Raw genomic sequence first — 14,900 nt, forward strand, 5'->3', positions numbered from 1 at the left:
GCACGCGGTTGCGTGCCGGGCCCCACCTGGTGGTCGGTTGTCTACCAGATCCCGGCCTGTGCCTCCCAGCTCTTGGTGTAGGTGTTGAGTCCGCCGTCGGTTTTGGCGGTGAAGGTGTAGGCGGCCCAGCGGGTGGTGCCGTAGTCGTAGACGGCGGTGATGTCGGCACGTCCGTCGCCATCGACGTCCCCGGCCAGCGGAGCCGCACGCGGCGCCTCCCAGTTCCCGGCCCCGCTGTCCCAACTTGCGAACGGCGCGTTCAGTGTCCCGTCGCTCTTGGCGAGCAGTGTCCGCAGCGTCGTCTGTGCGCCGCCCTGGTCGAACATGAGCACGATGTCGGCGTGTTTGTCGCCGTTGGTGTCGGCGGCGACGGCCTGGAGTTGTGCGATGTTCCATCCGGCGCCGGGTGCGTTCCACGACGCGACCGGTGCGGGGATGCTCCCGTCCGCTCCGGTGATGAATCCGAAGGCCTTGGCCTCTCCGGTGTCGTGGACGTAGACGGCCCCGAGGTCGGCTCGCCCGTCCCCGTTGAGGTCCCCGAGGGTGTAGCGGGCGTTCTGGTAGCGCCACCAGTCGGGGTTGGTCTCCACCCACCCGTTCACCAGTGTGGCGAACACCCCACCCGCGGCGGCGGGCAGGCTGTGTGTGGAGATCCGCCCGTCGGCGTACCCCTGCACGAGCACCAGGTCGGCGCGCTTGTCCCCGGTCGTGTCACCGGCCAGCAGCGTCGTCCGCTCGAAGTCCCACCCGGCGGGATGTTCCCACCCGGCGCCGCCGGGGTGGAATCCGCCGTCACCGCCGGTGTTCGCGAGGAAGGTGAACACGCGCACGTGCCCGTTCCCGTAGTGGTACAGCGCCGCGATGTCGGCGCGTCCGTCGCCATCGAAGTCCCCGGCGGCGTACTTCGCGTCCCCCTGACAGAACGTGCCCGCCGGCTGCACATGACTTTGCCGAGGCTCGCCCAACGACCCGTCCGCGCGCCGCAGTTGCGTGAACCACCCGGTCGCGCACCCCCCGAAGTCCACCACGGTGGCCACGTCGGAGCGTCCGTCGCCGTCGAAGTCCCCGGAGAGCATGGTGCGCCCCATCGGCGTCTCGTCCGTACCCGGGTAGGTCGTGGTGCCGCCGGTGTGCATGTTCCACCGGATGTGCCCGCCCTCGAAGTTGCTGCTGACGCCCGCCATCACGCCGTATTCGGCGCTGGTGGGGAACCCGAGCGGCCCCGTCTCCCAGCCCTGCGCGGCCCAGGTCCCGCGAATCGATCCCCACACGGGCCACGCGCCGGTGGCGTCGGACCGGTAGATGGACGCCGTGTCCCCGGTTGCGCCCGGGATGCGGAAGTGCGCGAAGGTGCCGGGCTTTTGCGCGTTGGTGGGCAGGATGTCGGTGGAGGGGAACCCCAGAACGCTGCGGGGGCCGCCCATGATTTGCCAGCGTTCGTGGATGGGGCCGTTGAGGACGTGGGCGCCGAGGGTGTCGGTCCAGGTGATGGCGCCGGTTCCGGTGGTCGTGGTGCCGGCGAAGAGGCTTTCGCTGCCGATGGTGGTTTGTGCGCCGTCCTTGACGGGGTTCTCGTCGGATGTGGGGTAGCCGAGTGGTCCGCTGGTGCCGCCGGTGGTCAGCCATTTGTCGCGGATGCCGCCGTAGGCGGACCAGGCGCCGGTGGTGGGGGACCAGTGGATGGAGGCGCCGGCGGTGGTGCCGGTGTTGCCGCCCTGGAAGTCGGCGTACCTGCCGACGGTGTCCGCTTCGTTCTTGACGCCGGTGAGGGGGAGTTTCAGCGGTCCGCCGGGCCCGCCCAGTTTCTTGTACTTCGCCAGGACCGGTCCGCAGAGCTTGAGTTTGGCGGCGGTGTTGGTGGGATCGGCGGGGTTGGTGAACGACTCGCAGGTGTCCCACTTGGTCTGGTCGTCGGCGATCAACCGGCCGGGTTCGAACGCGTTGCCGTCCGCGCCGGGTGTCTTGCCGCGGAAGACGTAGAGGCGGCCGAGGGAGTCCTTGGCCCACACGTCGGCCTTGCCGTCGCCGTCGAGGTCCCCGTCGGAGCGGACCTCGGTGTACACGGCGGTGGTGAATCCGGTGCCGATCAGGGTGCGGGCGGCGGTGTTGCCGAGGGCGGTGACGTCGGCGGTGCCGTCCGCGTTCTTCTTCGACGCGTACTGGTACAACGCCCCGCTCACGCGGTCGCGGGCCCACAGGTCGGGCAGCCCGTCGCCGGTGACGTCGCCGGGGGCGATCACGTCGAGGTTGCCCCAGTCGCCGGTGCCGACGAGGGAGGCGTGGTCGAAGACGGAGGCGCTGTTGGCGCCGTGGAAGAGCCACAGGCGCGGGACGCCGGTGGTGCCGGTCTCGACGGTGATCAGATCCAGACCCGCGTTGGCGGCTTGGCCCGGGACCGGGTCGACGTTGCCGGGCGCGACGATCTGGGCGGTCTTGCCCCAATCGCTCGCGTAGTCGGCGCAGGGCGTGTTCGGCCGGGTGAGGTCGACGCAGACGTCCGCGGAAGGCCTGGGGACGGGGCTGCGGCGGCTGGTGCTGAAGTAGCGCCCGCTGGGGTCGAGGCCGTTGTTGCGGTAGAGGAAGACCTGGCCGCCGCCGAGGGCGTAGAGGTTGTCGCGGTAGATTCCCGCGCCGCCCCGGTGGGAGATGCCGGTTCCGGTCCAGGACGGTTTCCCGTTCTCGGTACCGGGCCCCTGATTGGCGGGGGAGGCCACGACACCGCCGGTGGTGGGGTCGGTGGTGGAGCCGTACATGCGCAGTGCGCCGGTGTCGTCGACGGTGAGCAGGTCGGGGAGTTTGTTGCCGTCGATGTCGCCGATGGACAGCGTGGCGTTGGGGTCGGCGGCGACGAAGAACGTGTAGAGGGCCTGGGGGGAGCGGTTTCCGGCCTTGTCGACGGTTTGCGCGTACAGGTGGTGGGTGTACCACATGCCGACGGGCAGGTCCTTGATCCGCCATTTGCCGCTGACGGGGTCGAGGGTGGCGCGGGGTGCGCCGCCGACGGGGACGAAGTTGTCGAGGGTGTACTCGATCGCCTCGACGCCGGATTGCCCGTCGGTGGCGGTGAGGTAGAAGTCGCCCTTGTCGCCGGCCTTCCTGTTGCTGCCGTCGACGGGGTAGTCGGTGCTGGTGATCGTCGGTGTCGAGGGCGGTGTCGCGTCGACGGTGAACGTGCAGCCGTTGATCCAGTCCGATTTGAGATCGTCGTCGTCGGAGGTGACGGACCAGGTGTAGGTGTGGCCGTCCAGGAGTTTGGCGCCGGGGACGTCCGCGCGGGCGATGTGCCCGCTGGGGCCGGCGGAGATCCAACCGCTGTCGTAGACGAGGGGGTTGCCGTTGCCGACCTCGTCGACGTTGAACCTGGCCACCAGGTCGTGGCCGTCGGGGTCGGACAGGGTGGCGAACAGGCTCACCGTTCCCACCGCGGGGTTGACCCCGGGGACGTAGCCGCAGTTCCCGGACGCTTCCCCGTTGACCGGCTCGGGGCTCATGTGCAGGTCGGTGGGGGTGTTCGGCTTGGTGTTGTACTCGATGTAGATGAAGTTGTCCGCGGCGGTGCGGGAGAACCGCTTGAAGCCGTCGTTGGTCGTGTTCTGGGGGCTTTCCTTGCCGTAGATGCCGAGGGTGAGGAATTCCCAGTTCTGGTGGCCGGCGAGGTTGGCGGTGATGTCGAAGTCGACGGGGCGGTTGCCGCATTTGTCGTCGACGCTGGAGCTCGGCACGTTCGCGGTGCCCCACAGACCCTGGTCGGTGGGTTGGTTGTTCCAGTTGGTGCCCTGGGTGAGGGTGTCGCTGGTCAGGTGCAGGTAGACGGGTTGGGTGACGGTGGGGCTGCAGTCGTGGACGGCGGAGTCGACCTGGGTGGTGTTGAAGGTGACGCGTTTGATCGCCTTGCCGTTCAGGCGTCCCTGCCAGTTGTAGTCGACCCGGTAGAAGGTGCGTTCCAGGCCGATCGGGGCGCGCCAGTGCTGGTAGCCGACGCCGGGTTGATAGTCCGTGCGCCCGTAACCGACGGTGGTGCGGGAGCCGTCCTGGACCCAGCCGTACAGGCTGACGTTGTCGCGCAGCGGTATCCAGGCCGGGTCGATGTAGAGCGGGAACACCGTGTCCGGCGCGTGCAACAGGCCCGTGTCCGGGGTGAGCGTGAGCGACCCGGCGGCGACCGCAGCCTCCAACGGCGCGGTCGTGGCGTGCACACCCGGGCGCCTGTCGGTGGAGACCAGCTCGCCCGCCGGTATCGGCGCGGAGGGATCCTCCGCCGTGTCCACGGCCCCCGCCGTCTTCGCGCTCCCGGCGGGGGCCTGTTTCGGGGTGGTGCGCGAGTCCCACATCGCCGGCGCGGGCGCGGTGAACACGGCCTTGCCGTCCGCCTTCCTGGCGGCGAGGGTGCCGTCGCCGTTCTCGCCGACGGTGAGGCCGTCGGCGCTCATCCCCAGCCTCAGGGTCGCGAGCTGCGGGTTCTTCGCGGCCGCCGCGGTCTTGACGATCAGGGTGTGCGAGAAGCCTCCCTGCTCGGTCGCGGACACCTTCAGGTCGACGTCGGGCAGCACCCCGGGGTAGAGGGCGCCGTCGCCGGCCAGGACGGGGGCGGGCAGTGCGGTGGGCCAGGTGAAGGTGAGCTTGCGCCCGCCGTTGGTCATCGACGCCAGCAACCGACTGCCGCCCCCGCCCAGGGCAAGGTCGCTGGTGGTGCTCGCAGGGCGCACCGTGCCGTCCCCGGCCCGGGTCAGCGTGGGGTCGAGATCGCGCCAGGTCCCGGACTTCTTCGTCCGTGACGGCTCGACGGTGCGTTTGAGCGCGAGGGTGCCGTCGGGTTTGGCGGTGACGGTGTCGGTCTCGGTCGTCAACTCCGGTACGGGAGTGTCCTGTCCCGTTTGCTTCGCCTGCGCGGTCGCGGCCTTCTCGGCGGCGACCCGGGGATCGACCGGCGGTGTGGCGGCGGCGGGCGGGGCGCCCGCGCGCGGCGCGGCGTTGGCGGTGCCGGCGGAGATCCCTCCGGCCAGGGAGAGCGCGACGAGCCCGCAGACCACCGCGGCCGGACGGGATCGTGGGCGGGCGTGGGCGGGTGGTTGTCCCATGACGGGTACTCCTGCGGGAACGGGGATGCGGTGGCGCGAGTGCGCACAGGTGCGCGGAACCTACCGGTTGGGAGCAGCCCGCGCGACGTGCCACAGATCACATCGACCAAGTGATCTTGTCGACATGCATCCGAATCCCCGCAGGGTGCAGGCGAATTGCCGAACTATGAATCGCCACAGGTGATTTGACCTCGATCGAGACGATCGAACAGCCCGCGAGGTTGTAGTGACGAAGCACACACCACGCCCTGGGAACTGCCTTTACCCACACGGGATTTACGCCCTACCGTGCGCTCCGTCTGTGATCTCTCGCCTGCTCGGGGGCGGGGTCTGTCCTGTCCTGGTGGGGGTTGGTTCGTCATGCGTGCACGATCGTCGAAAGCGGGGTCTCCCCGGCGCGGACCGGGGCGTGCCGCCAGACTCATCGTGGCCGGAGCCACGATCCTGGCCCTGACCGCGAGCGTGGGCCCGGCCCAGGCCGCGAACATCATCAAGAACACCCCCACCCCGGGAACCTGGATCCCCGACAACGTCCCCAAAACCCCCTCGGTAAAGGGCACCAAAGCCCCCAAACCATCCGTGCGTCCGCTCACCGGCGACGGCCACCCCACCTGGAACCCCGCCAAACCCGAGTGGCCCAAGGCTGCCGAAGCCGAGACCACTTCAGCCCCGGCGTCCGGCTTCGTCGCCCGGGGCGGATCGTCCCTGCTCGCCGCCCCCACCGGCGGCAACGCCCCCGGCACCCCGGTCTGGATCACCACCCCCGACACCACCACCCCCGGCCCCCTCCGCACCGGCACCCTCGCCGCCGCCCCCACCGCCGCGACGAACACCCCCGCCGCCCGGGTGAAGGTCACCGTCGCCGACCACGCCACCGCCGAGAAGGCCGGCGTCGACGGCGCCCTGATCACCGTCCGCCGCACCGACACCGCCACCACCATCCCCGGCAAGGTCACCGTCGGCATCGACTACACCGGATTCCGCAACGCCTTCGGCGCCGACTGGTCCACCCGCCTGCGCCTGGTCGCCATGCCCGAATGCGCCCTCACCACCCCCGACATCGCCGCCTGCCGCGTCAAAACCCCCGTCACGGGCGCCCGCAACGACCGCACCAAGAACCGCGTCCTCGCCGACATCGACCTGGCCCCGGCCCCCGCCGCCGTACCGAACGCGAAGACCGCGTCCGCACCGGTCGGCGGTGCGATGATCCTGGCCACCACGGCGGACGCCTCGGGCCCCTCGGGCGACTACAAAGCCACTTCCCTGTCCCCGTCCGGCTCCTGGTCCGTCGGCGGCAACTCCGGTTCGATGAACTGGTCCTACGGCATCGCCGTCCCCCCGGCCGTCGGCGGCACCGCCCCCACCGTCAACCTGGCCTACAACTCGGGCGGCGTCGACGGCCGCACCACCTCCACCAACAACCAGGCCTCCTGGATCGGCGAAGGCTGGGAATACTCGCCCGGCTTCGTCGAGCGCTCCTACCAGGCCTGCGCGAAGGACGGCAAGGACACCTCCGGCGAGAGGTGCTGGTCCAAGCAGAACACCCAGACCCTCTCTCTCAACGGCAAGTCGTCCGCCCTGATCCAGGACGACACCGACAAGAGCAAGTGGCGTCTGGAGAACGACGACGACTCCCGGATCGAGCTCCTCACCGGCGCGGACAACGGCGACAACGACGGCGAGCACTGGCGCCTGACCACGGGCGACGGTGTCCAGTACTACTTCGGCGTCGGTCACAAGCCCGGCACCACCACGGGCCCCGCCACCAACGCCACCTGGTCCGCCCCCGTCTACGGCAACGACCCGGCCGAACCCTGCTACAAGGCAGCCGGGTTCGACTCCTCCTGGTGCCAGCAGGCATGGCGGTGGAACCTCGACTACGTGATCGATCCGCGCGGCGGCATGGTCACCTACATCTACACCCCGGAGACCAACCGTTACACCCGCGGCGCGATCCTGGTCGGCTCCGGCACGCTGACCGAGTACACCCGCGGCGGCACCCTGGCGAAGATCACCTACGGCTCGAAGACGACCGACACCACGCAGCCCACCGCCCAGGTCCTCTTCGACACCGCGGAGCGCTGCCTGAAGAAGGACGGGTTCGACTGCGACCCGGCCAAAATGACCAAAGCCAACGCCGCCAAGTGGCCGGACGTCCCCGTCGACCAACAGTGCGCGGCCACCGGCAAGTGCGAGAACTACTCGCCGTCGTTCTGGTCCACCAGGCGCCTGACGAAGATCACCACCCAGTCCCTGGTCGGCTCGACGTACCAGACCGTCGACGAGTTCGCCCTCGACCAGGACTACCCCGACCCCCAGGACGGCTCCTCCGCCACCTTGTGGCTGAACTCGATCACGCGCACCGCCTGGGACGGCACGAAGAAAGTCGACGTCCCCTCGGTCGACTTCGCCGGCACGTTCAAGCACAATCGCGTCGATGCCGGAGGCGACCTCGCCCCGCCGATGAACCGCCGCCGGCTGACCGGCATCACCAACGAGACCGGCGGCCAGACCACCGTCACCTACAACGACCTCGAGTGCACCCCGAGCACGCTGCCCACCCCGGACGCCAACACCAAGGCGTGCTACCCGATGTGGTGGAACTACGACGAGGCCTCGGACCCGGTCCTGCACTGGTTCCACAAGTACACCGTCGCCGCGGTCACCGAACACGACATCGACGCGTCGGTCCCCAACCGCTCCACCCGCTACGAATACCTCGGCGGCGCCGCCTGGCACCGCGACGACGCGGAACTGACCGAGGACAAGGAAGCGTCCAGGCCCAAGAGCAAGGACCGCCGCACCTGGAACCAGTTCCGCGGCTACGGCCAGGTGATCACCCGCAGCGGCGCGGCCCCCGACGCCGTCACCCAATCCGCCACGTTCTACCTCCGGGGCATGGACGGCGACGTGAAGAAGGACGGCACCAAACGCGCCGTCACCCTCACCGACTCCACCGACACCCCCATCCTCGACGCCAACGAACACGCCGGATTCGCCTACGAGACCCAGACGTTCACCGGCGACGGCGGCACCGTCGCCACCACCACCCTGAACACCCCGTTCTCCTCGCCCGTCACCGCCACCCACACCCGCGCCCGCGGCCTGCCCCCACTCACCGCCCGCCGCACCGCCACCGAGCAGACCCGCACCCGCAGCCTCCTCGCCGACAACACCACCTGGCGCCAAACCTCCAAGACCACCACCTTCGAACCCAGTCACGGCCTCCCCGAGACCGTCTCGGACAAGGCCGACGGTCTGCCCGAGTACTGCGTCAAAACCACCTACGCCCACAACAGCGCGGCCTGGATCATCGGCAAACCCGTCGAGGTCCAATCACTCGTCGGCGACTGCGACACCACCGCGTCCAAGGACACCGTCTACGCCTGGGCCCGCACCCAGTACGACAACAATCCCCAGGGCGAGGTCGGCACGATCGGCGACGCCACCTCCACCGACGCCGTGATCGACTACAAGGCGGACGGCACCCCGAACCGGGTCACCACCGCCAAGACGGTCTACGACACGTACGGCCGCGTCACCAGCGCTACCGACGCCGAGAACCGCACGACCACCACCGCGTACGCGCCCGCGACCGGAACCCTGCCCACCTCCGTCGCGGTCACTGATCCCAACAACTGGACATCCAGTACGACCTACGCCGGCGCCCGCAACCTGCCGGTGAACGCGACCGACATCAACGGCCTGGTCGTCGAGCAAGAGTACGACGCTCTCGGCCGCCTGGCCGCCGTCTGGAAGCCCGGACACCCCAAGTCCGGCGACGCCGACCTGGTGTTCACCTACGCCCCCAGCAAGACCGGCCCCTCGGTGGTCACCACCAAGACCCTGCGGTTCTCAGGCCAATACGGGGTCTCGCACCAGATCCTGAACAGCTTCCTACAGGAACGCCAGACCCAGGCCAGCACCGCCAATGGCGAGATCGGCGGTCGGCTGATCACCGACACCTATCACGACAGTCTCGGCCGCCCGTTCAAGACGAACCAACCGCACTACAACGGGACATCGGGCCCCGACACCGACATCTTCGTCACCGACGACGTCGACGTCCCCGGCCAGAACGCGATCGTCTACGACGGCATGGGCCGCGCCACCGCGAACGTGTTCACCTCGCACAAGGTCGAGCGATGGCGCACCACCACCACCTACGCGGGCGCGGACGAGACGCGCGTGACGCCGCCGGCCGGTGGTACCGCGACGCTGTCGATCAGCGATGCTCGCGGCAAGCCGAGGGAACTGCGCGAGTACAACGGTGGCACCCCCACCGGCGACGACTACTCGAGGATCACCTACACGTACACCCCGCGCGAGGAACTCAAGACCGTCACCGACGCGGGCGGCAACACCTGGACCTACACCTACGACTTCCTCGGCCGCTTGGCCCATACCGAGGATCCGGACAAGGGCCCGTCCGACACCCGCTACGACCTGGTCGGTCGTATTACCGGGACCACCGACGCCCGAGGCCAAAAGCTCGCGTACACCTACGACACCCTCGGCCGAAAGACCGCCTCGTACAAGGACTACGTCGCCGACGCCAACCTCCTCGCCGAGTGGACCTACGACCGCTACGCCAAGGGCCAGGCCGACGGCTCCTCCCGCTACGTCGGCGGCAAGTCGGGCGCGAAGTACACCACCGAGATCACCGGCTTCGAACCCGGCACCTACCGCCCCGCGGGCACCCGCACCACCATCCCCGCAGCCGAGGGCAAACTCGCCGGCGTCTACACCACCTCCACCAAGTACGAGCCGCGCCTGGGCCTGCCGGTGAGTACGAAAGTGCCCGCCCACGGCGGACTGCCCGCCGAGACACTGCTCCACGGCCACAACGACGCCGGCCTGCTCACCGAGGTCGGCGGCGCGACGTTCTACCTCAGCTGGGCCGAGTACGACCCCTACGGCCGCAACACCCTCGCCGTCCTGGGAGCCGAACCCCTGCAACCCGGGTTCACCAGCGCCTACGACCCGGCCACCGGACGCCTGCTGACGACCGAATGGCAAAAGCCGGGCGGAACCAACGCCCAGGTCGATTCCACTTCCTACACCTATAAACCCAGCGGCGACATCACCTCGATCAAAACGGTCCGCGACGGCACCACCATCGACACCCAGTGCTTCACCTACGACGCGAAGCGCCGCCTCAAGGAGGCCTGGACCGACACCGCAGGCACCGACGCCCCGCCTACCCCACGCGTCGGCGGCCTCGGCGCCTGCACCACCCAGACCCCGACCAAGAACACGGTCGGCGGTCCGAACGCGTACTGGCAGTCGTTCGACTACGACGTCGTTGGTAACCGCATCAAACTCGTTGAACACGACCCCACGGACGACCCGACGAAGCACGTCACCACGGAGTACGGCTACCGGGCAGGCGCACACCCCACGGATCGCACCCACCGCCTGGACTCGATCACCGTCAAGACCGGCACCCAGACCCCGGTCACCACGGGCCTGACGTACGACCAGTCCGGCAACACCAAGACCCGCCCCGGCGCCGACGCGAACCTGCAGACCCTCACCTGGAACGAAGAGGACAAGCTGGTGTCCGTCGCCTCGACCGGCGGCACCAGCGAGTACGTCTACGACGCCGACGGCAATCGCATCATCCGCCGCGAGGCCGGCAAGACCACGCTCTACCTCGGCCAGGACGAACTCACCACCAGCACCGACCAATCCGGCCCCGTCGTCGGCACCCGCTACTACAGCACGGCTGGCGGCATCACGGTCGTCCGCAACGGCAACGGCACCCTCACCTACATGGCGGCCGACCACCATGGCAGCTCCACCAGCACCCTCGACGCCACCACACTGAACGTCACCCACCGCCAATCGAAGCCCTTTGGTGAACCCCGCGGCACCCAACCCACCCAGGCCAACGGCCAATGGCCCGACGACAAGGGCTTCCTCGGCAAGCCCATGGATGCCACCGGCCTGACCCACGTCGGCGCCCGCGAATACGACCCGAACTCGGGCCGGTTCATCAGCCCCGACCCTGTTATGAATCTTGCTGATTCCCAACAGATGCACGGATATGCGTATAGCAACAATAATCCGACTACATACAGCGACCCCAGTGGCCTTTACTGGGATGGGAATACTTGGGTAGAGCCGAACGGTAATCGTCACGATGTCTGCGAGACTATGGGTGTCTGTTCGCAGGAGGGAGACGCCGAGAACACGACGCCTGTTGAGGATGCCAGCAAACGAATATTGGGCCCGGGCGCTGCTGCAGGATTCTTCACATATCCAGCTCCTCCTAGCGGGCGACAAACTGCGCGCCATAATCAGGCAGGGCGCATGCTGCAGGCCTACCTCCAGATGAAATTTCCGAATGCTGACGTAAGGCGAGACTACTTTATTCCGAATAGCGGCCACCTGACTCAAGAGCAAATCGACGCGGGCGTTTCACGTGGCGATGGGTCAGCCGATGTAATCATGTTCAATGGCGATACGGTCTATATTTGGGAAATTAAATCAGCCTACGGCAGAACTGAAGAATCCGGCCCCAGGGATCTTGACGGATACATCAATGGGCTCAAAGCTGTTGAGCAGAGAACCGGAGCTTCGAGAAAAGTCGAGCGGGGTTTCGACATCGACCTCATGGCCGGACCGGACATTCAGCAGCCAAAGTCGGCGCTTATGGTTCAATCCACTATAAAGCGCGCGGGAAGCCCATATAAGACGCCTAAGTACAAGGGGGTCGTTGGATATTGGACAAATTCGACAGGACTGCCTTCGGATCCAGAGCTGAAGCCGGTTAGAGTGCCTGGCCCGCTCACTATCAACGTATATTCCCCTGAGGCAGCCAAGGCTATAAGCATCAGTACGATAATTGCCGTGACTGGATATGCCATCTGGAAAGGTCTGCCGTGGGGGGCGGCTACAGCTTGACATGAGAATACGGGTTTCGTCCGATTTCGGCGAACCAGTAGCGTCAGCGCTATTGTAAGCTACGCGGTAGCTGTTACGAAGATTCCGAATGTGCCCGGATGGACATCCATGACACATTTTGTCCATATTGCTTACAGGTGGCGGCGTGAGTTTTGAGACTCTATGAATCAGAGCGCGCCCGTTATTCTCAGTCGAGAAATGTCATGATGTGACACGAGACATGATAAAATGCAGCTCTGCATCACTCGAATCCTTTAGATTGCCCCGCGATATTGAGGTGAGAGATGTCGTTCAATGGTGATTTGATTCTCATGCGCCCAAATGGATTTTCAATTTCAGATATGCCATTCATGGAATGCGGGGATCATCGGGTGGCCCGCGAGGCTGATTATACGGGAGGATGGAAGCGGTTTTATATCGTCCATGATGATGCGCCGTATATTTTTGAAATGGAATGGCTCGAAGAGCTTTCGAGAAAGGCGGGATCGCCCGCTCTCGCTTGCCATATTTCTGAGGATTCTGCTTTTCTTTCAGGGGTCAGTAAAGCTGGTCGATGGTCCGGTTGGATAACGCCGCATGCGGCCGCTGTTCGCTTGGCTTTCGAAATAACGGAAGAACTCCCAATTGAAATCTTTGACGAATATGGTAATTTGACCGACCCCAAATATTTCGATGAGGTATCCATGCCCATTGAAATTGAACTTGAAGCCCACCTTCCCGCGCTGGCCGAATCTCTGGCTCAATGGACCCGAGACAGTGAGTTGCAAGGTGACGTGGAAATATTTACGAGCTGTTTGCGGCGACGAGATGCTGCTACAGCCGATGGTCGCTACTTTGAACTGCTTCATTTGATGGGACTCTCGGCTCTCTCACTCTGAGAAATGTGTTCTGTGGCGGACCGTTGCGGTGGTGGGGTGGGTTGGTGGCGGGTCTGGGGTTTCGTGTGTTGGTTGGGAATCCAGCGGGTGGGGGTGGTTGCGGGTTGTGGTGGCGGGGGTTTCGCGGGGCGATACGCGTAGGCCCGCTCGTGGGGTGTGTCCCGCGAGACGGGGCGGGGGAGTGTGGTGAACGCGCGGGCGAGGGCGACGGTTTCGGGATAGGTGACCACGCTGCGGCCCAGGAGCACCGCCGGGACGCCGCGGTCGGTCGTGGCCAGGGCGGGGTTGCCCCAGGTGAGCCGACCCAACCGCCCTTGTCGGCGCCGTGCCAAGTGGTGTCCGCGGTCGTACCAACGGGTGACGACCGCCCCGGCCCGGGCGTACGCGACCGTGGCGTCGCGGTGTTGCGCGAGGCGCAGGCGGACTCGGTACGCGAGGTCGATCTCGGGGAGCGCGCCCGTGTCGAGGGGGCCCGGCAGTCGAGGCCCGCTCGCCCGATACCGGTGGCGGGGGCACCACATGCGGTCCGCGGGCGGGTACGTCCACGCGACATCGCCGGCCCCGCGGGTGCGGCGTCGTACACACACCGGGCAGGCCCGGACGGGTCGCTCGTCGGTGTCCAGGACGCGTACCCGCGCGTGGGCCGTCCGTCTGCGCGTCGTGTCCTCCTCGCCGACGCGGGTCGGCCCCACCGTGTCGTCGATGCCGGCCGGCTGTGTCCGACGGGGCGGGCGCGGGCCGGATTCGGCGGCAGTGGTCGGACGCGGCAGAGCCTGCGTCAGGTGGTGGTGGGGGACTCGGGTGAACGCGGCCAGGCGGTGTAGCGCCTCGGTGTCGAGGTGGATCTCGACGCGCGGCGCAGCCGGTCCCGGTTCCGTTCGCTCTCCCGGGCCGTCGGGTTCGATGCCGAGGCCGTCCAGGAACCGCGCCGCCCCCATGCGGTAGGCGCCCGCGAGGCGCCCCGGATACGAGGCGGTCGACTCGAACGCCACGGGCGCGACCCGCAGGGCGCCCGAGGGCGGAGTTGCCGGTATTGCCACCTCGGGCCCGGGCCGAGGTGCTCCCCGCCACTCCCATCGCCCCCGCGTCCTCTCTCGTCGCGTGCCTTCCCGCCCCCGCGTGCCCTTTCGTTCGCGTTCGCGGAACGCGTCACGCCGTCGCGCCGGCGGGCGGGGTGCGTGCCCGAGCGGGGTTGCGGGGCCGGTGGTGCTCCTCGGTGAGGTGGTCGATGCGCACGGCGTCCAAAGAGGCCTTGGTGATGCGTTCGGTGCCGTCAAGGATCGCCGCGATCGTGGCCTGGCGGATCAGCTGAGCCAGGCTGCCGATGCGTCCGGCGGTGCGGGCGTGGAGATAGGACCCCAATCGGGGCAGCGTCCCCGCCCGATGGGCGCGCAGATCCAAAGCGTTCTCCATCGCGGCGACCAGGTCCCCGAACGGCTCCGCCCCGCCCGGCCGCGCGGGGAACGCCCCGCAGTCGATCAACGCCGCCCGGCCCGCGAGTTGCGCCCCACGCACACCCGCGAACAAGGGTGTGGCGGTCACGTCGATGCCCGCGTACACGAACGTCGCCCCGATGCGCTCCGTCAGGTCCTTCAACAGGTCGGCGGTCTCCGCGCCGGCGGTGGTGCGCGGGCCCGCCGGTGGATTTCGTCGATCATCACCGGTCGCACCCCTGCCTCGCCGTGGACGTGGCAGACGGCGTTGGTGATCTGCGCCTGGGTCATCCGGTCGGTGATCGGCACGCCGAGGTAGCGGGCGAACTCGACCGCCGGGGTCTTCGCAGTCGCCGCAGGCGGGAGCGTTCGGTCGCGGCAGGGACCGGGCCTGCGAGGACGGCGGCATCACCCGGCACATCGCCCCGGAAGTCGGCGGCTTCGAGGACCCCGCCGACGGCACCCGCGGGGCCCGACTGCCGCGGTCGCCGTCACGCCTCGCACGGTCGTGTGAGTGTGTGTTGTGGTGGTGGTGGTTGGTCGTCAGTGGGGTGCGGGTGTCGTGTGGGTGTTTGTGTGCTGGTCGGGGTGTGGATGACCGT

At 67.7% G+C, this 14,900-nt stretch carries 5 protein-coding genes; 2 read left to right on the top strand and 3 right to left on the bottom strand.

All coding sequences use genetic code 11. The features are described from left to right. Nucleotides 1–41: 41 nt before the first annotated feature. The gene (locus ACFRCG_RS47310) at nucleotides 42–5,078 is read right to left on the bottom strand and encodes a hypothetical protein (protein WP_380042877.1); all 5,037 of its coding nucleotides are present in this window, start codon (nucleotides 5,076–5,078) and stop codon (nucleotides 42–44) included. 426 nt (nucleotides 5,079–5,504) lie between these two features. Here ACFRCG_RS47310 and ACFRCG_RS47315 point away from each other — a divergent pair, with 426 nt between their 5' ends. Then, nucleotides 5,505–11,987, top strand: coding sequence for an RHS repeat domain-containing protein (locus ACFRCG_RS47315; protein ID WP_380042878.1), 6,483 nt, complete (start codon nucleotides 5,505–5,507; stop codon nucleotides 11,985–11,987). Between the two features lie 284 nt (nucleotides 11,988–12,271). Beyond that, nucleotides 12,272–12,865 (top strand): hypothetical protein, encoded by a 594-nt coding sequence (locus ACFRCG_RS47320; RefSeq protein ID WP_380042879.1) that lies wholly within the window; start codon nucleotides 12,272–12,274, stop codon nucleotides 12,863–12,865. On the opposite strand, the gene ACFRCG_RS47325 is transcribed toward ACFRCG_RS47320, so the two are convergent. Then, the gene (locus ACFRCG_RS47325; RefSeq protein WP_380042880.1) at nucleotides 12,832–13,905 is read right to left on the bottom strand and encodes a TniQ family protein; all 1,074 of its coding nucleotides are present in this window, start codon (nucleotides 13,903–13,905) and stop codon (nucleotides 12,832–12,834) included. The two genes, ACFRCG_RS47320 and ACFRCG_RS47325, sit on opposite strands and share 34 nt — an antisense overlap. A 109-nt stretch (nucleotides 13,906–14,014) precedes the next feature. Next, nucleotides 14,015–14,461 carry an ATP/GTP-binding protein gene (locus ACFRCG_RS47330; protein ID WP_380042881.1) on the bottom strand — a complete coding sequence of 149 codons (447 nt, stop codon included), beginning with the start codon at nucleotides 14,459–14,461 and terminating at the stop codon, nucleotides 14,015–14,017. Nucleotides 14,462–14,900: the final 439 nt, after the last annotated feature.

This window comes from Embleya sp. NPDC056575 (assembly GCF_042793325.1).
Taxonomy (GTDB): Bacteria; Actinomycetota; Actinomycetes; order Streptomycetales; family Streptomycetaceae; genus Embleya.

What these genes read in the sequence shown, in the direction of transcription:
- ACFRCG_RS47310 (WP_380042877.1), bottom strand. Translation starts at nt 5,078, where the DNA reads ATGGGACAACCACCCGCCCACGCCCGCCCACGATCCCGTCCGGCCGCG.
- ACFRCG_RS47320 (WP_380042879.1), top strand. Translation starts at nt 12,272, where the DNA reads ATGTCGTTCAATGGTGATTTGATTCTCATGCGCCCAAATGGATTTTCA.